The sequence below is a fragment of the Bacteroides sp. AM37-9 genome, assembly GCF_003603455.1.
Classification (GTDB): Bacteria; Bacteroidota; Bacteroidia; order Bacteroidales; family Bacteroidaceae; genus Bacteroides; species Bacteroides xylanisolvens.
In genome coordinates this window covers 1-9,558 of sequence record NZ_QTNF01000066.1, presented here as the reverse complement: position 1 = coordinate 9,558, position 9,558 = coordinate 1, and the positions used below count along the sequence as shown (strand labels likewise).

Sequence of the window (9,558 nt, the reverse complement as noted above, 5' to 3'; positions counted from 1 at the left end):
CGTAACAGTGGGAGAGTAGGTAGCCGCCGTTTTTAGAGAAGCCCCTTGATTCAACAACGAATCAAGGGGCTTTCTGTTTTGGGTACTTTGCAAAATTTCTGTTTTTTGATTTATCAATGGTACTTTGGTATTTATACCGCCCTTTTTAGCAGATCAAACCTCATAATAGTTTGTTCAATAGAGATGCTTTTTTTAACAAATTAAAATGATGTTCCCTAGAACAAAACACTTTAGAACTTGTTCTTATAGTAGAGACAAATTTTTATGCTTAAATGATGTGAACAATGATACTCGTGTACATTTTATTGCTACATTTGTCGCCGAATCTATAACGAACGATTTAAACAACTAAAAATACAATGAAACTTTCGCCGAAATTCATATTAGCTTTTGTGCTGCTGATGCTATCTTTTAGCATGGGTGGAAATGCTATGAATTTTTCGGCTTATGCTTCAAACTGTGAAGCTTCTTGTCAACTGTCAGAATCGTCTTCTGATGTTAATCGTAATTCTTCTGTAGATAATCAGTCAGTTAGTTATGATAACTCGCAGTCATTAACTATTTCTGATGTAGAATTAGGATTTAAATTAGTAACTGAATCAAACTCTAATAATTATCGCCTGCGTAGAATCATTGAAATCAATGACTCCTTGAAAGACGTTATGCATAAGTTTCTCGTGTTAAGAGAGAATTCTTTAGTATTAGATCAAAGTAAATCTTTTTATTCGGATAAGGATCCACATTACTCCATTACGTGTAGCGATTACTATGTGTTCGCTCTAAGACATATCCTTATTTAGTTTATTTCCCCCTATTATCCGTTTTTTTTCGTACTCTGTATGAACTGTGTGACTTTTTCCTTTTAAAAGTTGCAGGGTCTGTAGCGCAGTGTGCCTAATCGAAATTTTTACTTCCTAAATAACTAAAATTAATTTCTTAACAAAAAAACTTATTATGGAAACTACTAAAAAAACTCAAGTTGTAGGTATAAAAAATGCCGGTATCGTAATCATCTGCTGTTTAGTAATAGCTGTATGTATCTTCCAATTCCTGTTAGGTAACCCGTCCAACTTTATGAACAATGACCCGAACAATCACCCGTTGAACATGTTGGGTACTATTTACAAAGGTGGTATCATCGTGCCTATTATCCAGACATTGTTGTTAACCGTACTTGCTTTGAGCATCGAACGTTATTTCGCTCTTCGTTCTGCTTTCGGTAAAGGTTCATTGTCTAAATTTGTAGCTAACATCAAAGACGCTTTAGCTGCCGGCGACATGAAGAAAGCACAGGAAATCTGTGACAAACAACGTGGATCTGTTGCTAACGTAGTAACTTCTACTTTGCGTAAGTATGAAGAAATGGAAAAGAACACATCTCTTCCTAAAGAACAGAAGCTGTTGGCTATCCAGAAAGAACTTGAAGAGGCTACTGCTTTGGAAATGCCGATGATGCAACAAAATCTTCCGATTATCGCTACCATCACCACTCTAGGTACATTGATGGGATTGCTCGGTACTGTAATCGGTATGATCCGTTCATTTGCTGCTTTGTCTGCTGGTGGTGGTGCTGACTCTATGGCTTTGTCACAAGGTATCTCTGAAGCTTTGATTAACACTGCTTTCGGTATCTTGACTGGTGCATTGGCTGTTATCTCTTACAACTATTACACTAACAAAATTGATAAATTGACTTACGGACTCGACGAAGTCGGATTCTCTATCGTGCAAACTTTTGCAGCTACTCACTAATTCTGCGAACCCTTATAAAATCTATTATTAATCATGGGTAGAGCGCAAATTAAAAAGAAAAGTACGTTCATAGATATGACCGCTATGAGTGACGTTACTGTATTGCTTCTGACTTTCTTTATGTTGACATCAACATTTGTGAAGAAGGAACCAGTGCAAGTTACCACTCCGGCTTCTGTATCGGAAATCAAGATTCCGGAGACTAATGTACTCCAGATTCTGGTTGATCCGGAAGGAAAAATATTTATGAGCCTCGACAAGCAGCAGGATATGCAGGCTGTCTTGGAGAGCATGGGTGAAGAGTATGGCATTAAGTTTACTCCGGAACAAGAGAAGAGATTTATGTTGTCTTCTACTTTTGGAGTGCCTATCAGAAGTATGCAGAAATATCTTGATCTCCCCGAAGATCAACGGGATAAGATCCTTAAGAATGAAGGTATTCCATGCGATAGTGTTGATAATCAGTTTAAATCGTGGGTACGTAATGCACGTACTGCTAACGCTGATCTACGTATTGCCATCAAGGCAGACGCTACGACTCCATACTCAGTGATAAAGAACGTTATGAACTCACTTCAGGATTTGCGGGAAAATCGGTACAATCTGATTACTTCTCTCAAAGCAGAATCTGAAAATTAAAAAGGAGGAAATACAATGAGTGCTGAAGTACAAGAGAGCGGCGGAAAAAGAGGAAAGAGCAAGCAAAAAAAGATAACTGTCCGGGTGGACTTTACACCGATGGTGGACATGAACATGTTGCTGATTACTTTCTTTATGCTTTGTACCACACTGAGCAAACCTCAGACGATGGAAATAAGCATGCCGAGTAATGACAAAGATATTACTGAAAACCAGAAGAGTATGGTGAAGGCTTCACAGGCAATTACACTATTGCTGGGGCCTGATAATAAACTCTATTATTATGAGGGAGAACCTAATTATAAGGACTATACCTCGTTGAAAGAAACTAGCTACGGTGCAAATGGACTGCGTGCCGTACTTCTTCAGAAAAATGCTGTTGCTGTCAATAAAGTAAGAGAATTGAAACAACAGAAATTGGATCTTAAGATAACGGATGACGAATTTAAGAAGCAGGTTTCCGAGATAAAGAGCGGAAAGGATACCCCGACCGTAATTATTAAAGCTACGGATGACGCTTCTTATATGAATCTGATTGACGCGCTGGACGAAATGCAGATATGTAATATTGGTAAATATGTGATAACAGACATTGCGGAAGCTGATGAATTCTTAATCAAGAATTTTGATGCGAAAGGTGGATTGTCACAGAACTTAGCCGATAATTGATGTAACACCCAAAAAAGAAAAGTAAAATGGCAAAATTAGATTTAGCTTCTTCGGAATGGTGTCAACTGATTTTTGAAGGCAAGAACCAGGCATACGGAGCATATAGAATGCGTGCCAATTCAACAAAACGACACAATGTCGCCATGTTGATTGTGGTAATCATAGCGGCAGTCGGATTTAGCATCCCTACACTGCTTAAGTTGGCAACTCCGGAGCAGAAAGAAGTGATGACAGAGGTGACTACCTTGTCGAAATTGGCAGAACCGGAAATCAAACAGGAAGAGATGAAACGGGTTGAGCCGGTGGCGCCTCCTCCCCCTGCACTGAAGAGTTCTATCAAGTTTACTGCTCCTGTCATCAAGAAAGATGAAGAGGTGCATGAAGATAATGAGATCAAGAGCCAGGAGGATTTGAATGCTACTAAAGTATCCATCTCTATTGCCGACGTAAAAGGTAACGACGAGGCGAATGGTAAAGATATTGCTGACCTTAAGCAGGTGGTGACACAGGCTGCACCGGAACCGGAAAAGGTTTTCGATATGGTAGAACAGATGCCGACTTTCCCTGGTGGTCAACAGGAATTGATGGCTTACTTGGGTAAGAACATCAAATATCCGACTATTGCACAGGAGAATGGAACACAAGGTCGCGTTATTATACAGTTTGTTGTGGAACGTGATGGTTCTATCACTGATGTGCGTGTGGCTCGTGGTGTAGACCCTTATTTGGATAAGGAAGCTGTGCGTGTGGTAAAAAGCATGCCGAAATGGCTCCCTGGTAAACAGAATGGAAAAGCGGTACGTGTGAAGTTCACCGTTCCGGTAATGTTTAGATTACAATAAAAGATGATGAAGAGACAATTTAGGCTGATAGGACTCGTAGCGTTGGTGGTGTTGAGTGCTTGTAACTCAAAATCGAAAGGGCCGACGGATACTTATTCTTCCGGTGTGGTATCTATTGCAGCGGATGAGAGTTTCGAACCTATCATACAAGAAGAGATAGAGGTGTTTGAAAACCTTTACCCTTTGGCCGGGATTGTTCCTCGCTACACAACTGAAGTGGAAGCGATTAATTTACTTCTGAAAGACAGTGTCCGGTTGGCTATTACAACCCGGACACTGACTAAGGAAGAAATGAATTCATTCCACAGCCGTAAATTTTTCCCTCGCGAGATAAAATTGGCTACGGATGGTCTGGCATTGATCGTGAATCGTGCTAATCCGGATTCTTTGTTGAGTGTACGTGATTTCCGTCGCATCCTCACCGGTGAGGTGAAAAACTGGAAAGAGGTAAATCCGGATTCCCGCTTGAAAGGGATTCAGGTGGTGTTCGATAATAAGAATTCCAGTACCGTACGTTTTGCAATGGACTCAATCTGTGGTGGGAAACCGTTGGCTGAAGGTAACGTCAGTGCCTTGAAAACCAACCAGCAGGTGATAGACTATGTAGTGAAGAATCCTGATGCCATGGGAGTTATTGGAGTTAACTGGCTGGGGAACCGCAGTGATACGACCAATCTTTCTTTTCGTGAAGAGATCAGAGTGATGGCAGTCAGTGCTGAAGATGTGGCAACTCCTGCGAACAGCTATAAGCCTTATCAGGCCTATCTGTTCTATGGTAATTATCCGCTGGCACGATCCATCTATGCATTACTGAACGATCCTCGCAGTGGGCTGCCCTGGGGATTTGCTTCTTTTATGACATCCGACAAGGGGCAGCGGATTATATTAAAATCCGGACTTGTTCCGGCTACACAGCCGGTGCGTATTGTCCACGTGAAAGACGAATAATAACTAAAATTAGAGACTATCATGAAACGAGTACAAATGTTTTTAGCTGGAGCGTTTATAGCAGTAGGGTCGCTCTGTGCGCAATCAACCGATGCCGAATGGCAGGCGGAAGTTGCCAAATTGAAAGAAACTATTCAGACGAATCCGGCACAGGCTGCTGAAGAAGCCGAGCATCTGATTAAAGGAAAGAATAAAAAGAATGTGGAACTTTTGGTAGCTATTGGAAATACGTATCTGGATGCTGACAAACTTCCCGAAGCGCAAGAATATGCAACTCTTGCCAGAAAAGCGAATGGTAAATCGGCTCTTGCTTCTGTATTGGAAGGAAATATTGCCATGAAGCAGAAAAATGCGGGTCTCGCTTCTCAGAAATATGAAGAAGCGATTTATTTCGATCCGAAATGTACGGAAGCTTATCTGAAATATGCAGATGTTTATAAATCAGCCAATGCAAGTCTTGCTATTGAAAAGCTGAACCAATTGAAAGCCCTGGAACCGTCCAACACAGCCGTAGACAAAAAACTAGCCGAGATTTATTATTTAAAAAATGATTTTAGTAAAGCGGCAGAAGCTTATGCGAATTTTGCAATGGGGCCTACTGCTACGGAAGAAGATTTGGTGAAGTATGCGTTTGCTTTATTTTTGAACCATGATTTTGAGAAATCGCTCGAAGTGGCTAATATGGGATTACAAAAGAATGCCCATCATGCTGCGTTCAACCGTCTGGCAATGTATAACTATACTGACCTGAAGCGTTTTGATGAAGCGATAAAGGCAGCGGACATCTTCTTCAATGAATGTGAAAAAGCCGATTATTCTTATTTGGATTATATGTATTATGGGCACTTGCTGGAAAGTCTGAAAAAATATGATGATGCAGTAATACAATATGAGAAAGCGGTAAAGATGGATCCGAAAAAGACGGATTTATATAAAAATATCTCTTCTGCTTACGAACAGAAGAATGATTATAAAAAAGCAATCAGTGCTTACCAGAAATATTATTCATCCCTTGATAAAGAAAAACAGACTCCGGACTTACAGTTTCAGGTTGGTAGACTTTATTACGGTGCTGGTACGCAACCTGATTCATTGACAATCACTGTTGAAGAACGCAAGCAGGCGTTGATGTCCGCCGATTCTGTTTTCCATGCAATTGCAGAAGCAGCACCGGATAGCTACTTGGGTAACTTCTGGAGAGCTCGTGCCAATTCAGCACTGGACCCTGAAACCACTCAAGGACTTGCGAAACCTTTCTATGAGGAAGTGGCTGCTTTATTGGAAAGCAAAAATGATCCTCATTACAATTCAGCTTTGGTTGAATGTTACAGTTATCTTGGATATTACTATTTGTTAGCGATCGAGAATCCGGCATTGAAGGCCGAAGCAAAGGCTAATAAAGATAAATCCATAGAATACTGGAATAAAATTCTGGCTATAGACCCCGCTAATGCTACTGCTAAAAGGGCATTGGACGGCATCAAATAGTGAATAATTTTAGTTGTTTGTCGTGACAGGAGGAGTGGAGAGTGATCTTAGCTCCTCCTTTTTTTGCACTTTTTTCTCCTTTTCTATTGGAATATTCAAAAGATTGCCTACATTTGCGGTGTACTATTACACTAATACACTAAGAAACATTGTTCATTAAACAGAAATGCTATGATTACAGTAGAAAATCTTTCATTTACTTATCGTAAATCGAAGCGTGCGGTATTACATGATTTTTCGCTTTCGTTCGAGTCCGGCAGGGTATATGGACTGTTGGGAAAGAATGGCGCGGGAAAGTCTACTCTTCTCTATCTGATGTCCGGGTTATTGACTCCTAAAAACGGCAAAGTGGTGTTTCACGATACAGATGTGCGCCGACGGTTACCGGTTACTTTGCAGGATATGTTTTTAGTTCCCGAAGAGTTTGAATTACCTTCAGTCTCTCTGGTTAGCTATGTGGAGTTGAACAGCCCTTTTTATCCCCGTTTCAGCAAGGAGGAGATGATTAAATATCTCCATTATTTTGAAATGGATATAGATATTGATCTCGGATCACTTTCTATGGGACAGAAAAAAAAAGTATTCATGAGCTTTGCGCTTGCTACAAACACTTCTCTTTTGTTGATGGACGAGCCGACCAACGGGCTGGATATTCCCGGTAAAAGTCAGTTCCGTAAGTTTATAGCATCGGGCATGTCGGATGATAAGACGATTGTAATTTCTACGCATCAGGTTCGTGACATTGATAAGGTGCTCGATCATGTATTGATTATGGATGACAGCCGTGTGTTGCTGGATGAATCTACAAGTAATATTTGCGACAAACTTTTCTTTGTGGAGAGTGACAATCGGGAACTGGCGAAAAATGCTCTTTTCGCAATCCCTACTATTCAGGGGAATTACCTGATACTTCCTAACGAAGAACAGGAAGAATCGGAATTAAATCTGGAACTTCTTTTTAATGCTACGTTGGCTGCTCCTGAAGAGATAGCCCGATTGTTTCACACTCAAAAATAAAAGACGATGATAAAAGATACTTTTTTCAGTTTGCCTCGTTTTATGAATCTTTGCCGTAAGGAGATGGTAGAGAATTGGAGATCGAATGTGCTTCGTATGGTGTTGATGTATGGAGTGATGGCAGTAGTAATGGTTTGGAACGGATATTTTGAGTATAGATATTGGCATTCAGGTCAGATCGAAGATCCTGCATGGACATTCTTGTTAGTCGTTTTTATCTGGTCTTTGTGGGGATTTGGTTGTTTGAGCGCTTCGTTTACAATGGAAAAGATGAAAACGAAAACGAGCCGTACTTCCATGTTAATGGTTCCGGCAACTCCTTTCGAGAAGTTTTTCTCCCGGTGGTTTGTTTTTACGGTTGTGTTCCTGGTCATTTTCCTGATTTCTTATAAACTGGCGGATTATACACGTTTTATTATCTATTCTTTGGCTTATCCGGAGGAGAAGGACTTTATCATTCCTGTCGACTTGTCGCATCTGGTTGGAGAAAGAAAGACTTATTATACATTATGTCGGACCGGGTTACAATTTGGAGCCCTGTTATCAGCCTATTTCTTTGTGCAATCCTTATTCGTATTAGGTAGTTCTATTTGGCCTAAAAATTCGTTCCTGAAAACATTTGCATCGGGAACGGTTATTGCTATCGTATATTTCTTACTTGCTGTTTTTATGAGCAAAATGTTCTTGGAGAATGGCAACTATTATTCGGAAAATGTGTTCACTGGAATGTCGGAAGATACGGCTATGAGTATTATGATTGTTGTTGGCATATTCTTTACATTGATGAACTGGACATTGGCCTATTTCCGCTTTAAGGAATCTGAAATTGTTAATAGAATGTAATACCTTAGCCTATGAATTTTAAAGAAAGTAAAGCTATTTATTTACAAATTGCAGATAGGATCTGTGATGAGATATTGCTGGGGCAGTATCCGGAAGAGGAGCGGATTCCTTCTGTCAGGGAGTATGCTGCCATTGTGGAGGTGAATGCGAATACGGTGATGCGTTCCTTTGATTATCTTCAGGTACAGAATATTATCTATAATAAACGGGGCATTGGATATTTTGTGGCTTCGGGAGCAAAAGAGCTGATTCATTCTCTTCGTAAAAATACTTTTCTGAAGGAAGAACTGGACTATTTCTTTCGTCAGCTGTATACGCTTGATATACCGATAAAAGAAATAGAGACAATGTATCATGAGTTTATAAAAAAGCAGAAATAAAAAAAGACGGAATATTATGAAACGTACTACGTATATATTTATGGGCCTTCTCGTTTCCGGGTTGCTTATAATTGTGGCAACTGTTATTTTCATATCTATGTCGGGGAAACCCTATCGGGAAGATGGAATCTTTGTAGGTGATGAGCAGACCCAAATGGAGTTGAATGGCATACATGTGATTAATGTTTTCACAAGTCAGGACGGAGTTCCTGAGACGAAACGCGTGTTTGTAAGTGGTGAAATGGACATATCTTCTTCTGATGCGTCATCGGGAAAAGAAGAAATTTCGTATCCGAAAGGGAAGTTTTTGAAGGTTACTCAAAAAAATGATACCTTATTGATGGAGTTAGATTTGAATGTGAATAACATTCCTGAAAAGCTTCAGCACAAAGATCACATTTTTATGTATGGGCTTCATGTGAATCTGGTGGTGGATTCGCTGACTACTATAATTGCTAACACGGAAAGTGTGAAATTGAATTTGAAGGATGTGCAAACGGATTCATTATTTGTCCGTGGCAACCGTTATGACATGTCTCTTGATTCTTGCCGGCTTCGTTCGTTGGATATTCAGGGAAATGGATTGTCGTTTCATGCAAAAAATAGTAAGATTGAGAATTTCTATCTGAACTTGGACGGTGTATGGAACTGGACCTTTGAGAATACGGAACTGGGAACGGAATATCTAAGTGGTAGCAATCATCATTCTAACGATTTGCAAAAAGGAGAATGTAAGCGGGTAGTGTGGACACCTCTGAAGAAAGATGCACGGTTACAGGTGAATGTAAGGGAAAAGGCGGAGATTACGATAACGCCCGAATAAGTGGCAATAGGTATGAAGATATAAAATATAATACGAATTACTAGACAGTAGCTAAACTAAAAAGGAGCAATAACGGCTTTTAAAGTGCCTTCTAAAAGTGAGATAGTAACCATTCTATTTTCCGCCTTGACATAAGTTGTTAGCCGCCATATCTTTG

General features: G+C 40.1%; 11 protein-coding genes. All 11 read left to right on the top strand.

The window, feature by feature from the left end:
• The first annotated feature begins 359 nt into the window (after positions 1 to 359).
• The 11 genes from DW862_RS25205 to DW862_RS25155 all read left to right on the top strand — a co-directional run bounded on the left by DW862_RS25205 (position 360) and on the right by DW862_RS25155 (position 9,401).
• Positions 360 to 800 (top strand): hypothetical protein, encoded by a 441-nt coding sequence (locus tag DW862_RS25205; RefSeq protein WP_008026543.1) that lies wholly within the window; start codon positions 360 to 362, stop codon positions 798 to 800.
• 154 nt (positions 801 to 954) lie between these two features.
• Entirely contained in the window at positions 955 to 1,752 is a 798-nt protein-coding gene (locus DW862_RS25200; RefSeq protein ID WP_004306909.1) for a MotA/TolQ/ExbB proton channel family protein, read from the top strand.
• A 33-nt stretch (positions 1,753 to 1,785) separates the two neighbouring features.
• Positions 1,786 to 2,391: a biopolymer transporter ExbD gene (locus DW862_RS25195; protein ID WP_004316570.1), complete on the top strand. Its 606-nt coding sequence runs from the start codon at positions 1,786 to 1,788 to the stop codon at positions 2,389 to 2,391.
• A 15-nt stretch (positions 2,392 to 2,406) separates the two neighbouring features.
• Positions 2,407 to 3,060: a biopolymer transporter ExbD gene (locus DW862_RS25190; RefSeq protein ID WP_004316569.1), complete on the top strand. Its 654-nt coding sequence runs from the start codon at positions 2,407 to 2,409 to the stop codon at positions 3,058 to 3,060.
• A 26-nt stretch (positions 3,061 to 3,086) separates the two neighbouring features.
• Positions 3,087 to 3,902 (top strand): energy transducer TonB, encoded by an 816-nt coding sequence (locus DW862_RS25185; RefSeq protein WP_008026540.1) that lies wholly within the window; start codon positions 3,087 to 3,089, stop codon positions 3,900 to 3,902.
• A gap of 3 nt (positions 3,903 to 3,905) precedes the next feature.
• Positions 3,906 to 4,850 carry a PstS family phosphate ABC transporter substrate-binding protein gene (locus tag DW862_RS25180; protein ID WP_044135562.1) on the top strand — a complete coding sequence of 315 codons (945 nt, stop codon included), beginning with the start codon at positions 3,906 to 3,908 and terminating at the stop codon, positions 4,848 to 4,850.
• A gap of 21 nt (positions 4,851 to 4,871) precedes the next feature.
• Entirely contained in the window at positions 4,872 to 6,338 is a 1,467-nt protein-coding gene (locus DW862_RS25175; protein WP_055236633.1) for a tetratricopeptide repeat protein, read from the top strand.
• A gap of 171 nt (positions 6,339 to 6,509) precedes the next feature.
• Positions 6,510 to 7,355 (top strand): ATP-binding cassette domain-containing protein, encoded by an 846-nt coding sequence (locus DW862_RS25170; protein ID WP_004316565.1) that lies wholly within the window; start codon positions 6,510 to 6,512, stop codon positions 7,353 to 7,355.
• 6 nt (positions 7,356 to 7,361) lie between these two features.
• Complete coding sequence (locus DW862_RS25165) at positions 7,362 to 8,198, top strand: hypothetical protein (protein WP_120071116.1); 837 nt, start codon at positions 7,362 to 7,364, stop codon at positions 8,196 to 8,198.
• An 11-nt stretch (positions 8,199 to 8,209) separates the two neighbouring features.
• Positions 8,210 to 8,578: a GntR family transcriptional regulator gene (locus DW862_RS25160; RefSeq protein ID WP_087323969.1), complete on the top strand. Its 369-nt coding sequence runs from the start codon at positions 8,210 to 8,212 to the stop codon at positions 8,576 to 8,578.
• Positions 8,579 to 8,594: 16 nt separating this feature from the next.
• Complete coding sequence (locus DW862_RS25155; protein ID WP_120071114.1) at positions 8,595 to 9,401, top strand: hypothetical protein; 807 nt, start codon at positions 8,595 to 8,597, stop codon at positions 9,399 to 9,401.
• Positions 9,402 to 9,558 lie beyond the last annotated feature (157 nt).

Coding starts and splice junctions, on each gene's coding strand:
- DW862_RS25180 (WP_044135562.1), top strand. CDS start 3,906: ATGATGAAGAGACAATTTAGGCTGATAGGACTCGTAGCGTTGGTGGTG.
- DW862_RS25155 (WP_120071114.1), top strand. CDS start 8,595: ATGAAACGTACTACGTATATATTTATGGGCCTTCTCGTTTCCGGGTTG.
- DW862_RS25165 (WP_120071116.1), top strand. CDS start 7,362: ATGATAAAAGATACTTTTTTCAGTTTGCCTCGTTTTATGAATCTTTGC.
- DW862_RS25170 (WP_004316565.1), top strand. CDS start 6,510: ATGATTACAGTAGAAAATCTTTCATTTACTTATCGTAAATCGAAGCGT.
- DW862_RS25175 (WP_055236633.1), top strand. CDS start 4,872: ATGAAACGAGTACAAATGTTTTTAGCTGGAGCGTTTATAGCAGTAGGG.
- DW862_RS25190 (WP_004316569.1), top strand. CDS start 2,407: ATGAGTGCTGAAGTACAAGAGAGCGGCGGAAAAAGAGGAAAGAGCAAG.
- DW862_RS25160 (WP_087323969.1), top strand. CDS start 8,210: ATGAATTTTAAAGAAAGTAAAGCTATTTATTTACAAATTGCAGATAGG.
- DW862_RS25205 (WP_008026543.1), top strand. CDS start 360: ATGAAACTTTCGCCGAAATTCATATTAGCTTTTGTGCTGCTGATGCTA.
- DW862_RS25200 (WP_004306909.1), top strand. CDS start 955: ATGGAAACTACTAAAAAAACTCAAGTTGTAGGTATAAAAAATGCCGGT.
- DW862_RS25195 (WP_004316570.1), top strand. CDS start 1,786: ATGGGTAGAGCGCAAATTAAAAAGAAAAGTACGTTCATAGATATGACC.
- DW862_RS25185 (WP_008026540.1), top strand. CDS start 3,087: ATGGCAAAATTAGATTTAGCTTCTTCGGAATGGTGTCAACTGATTTTT.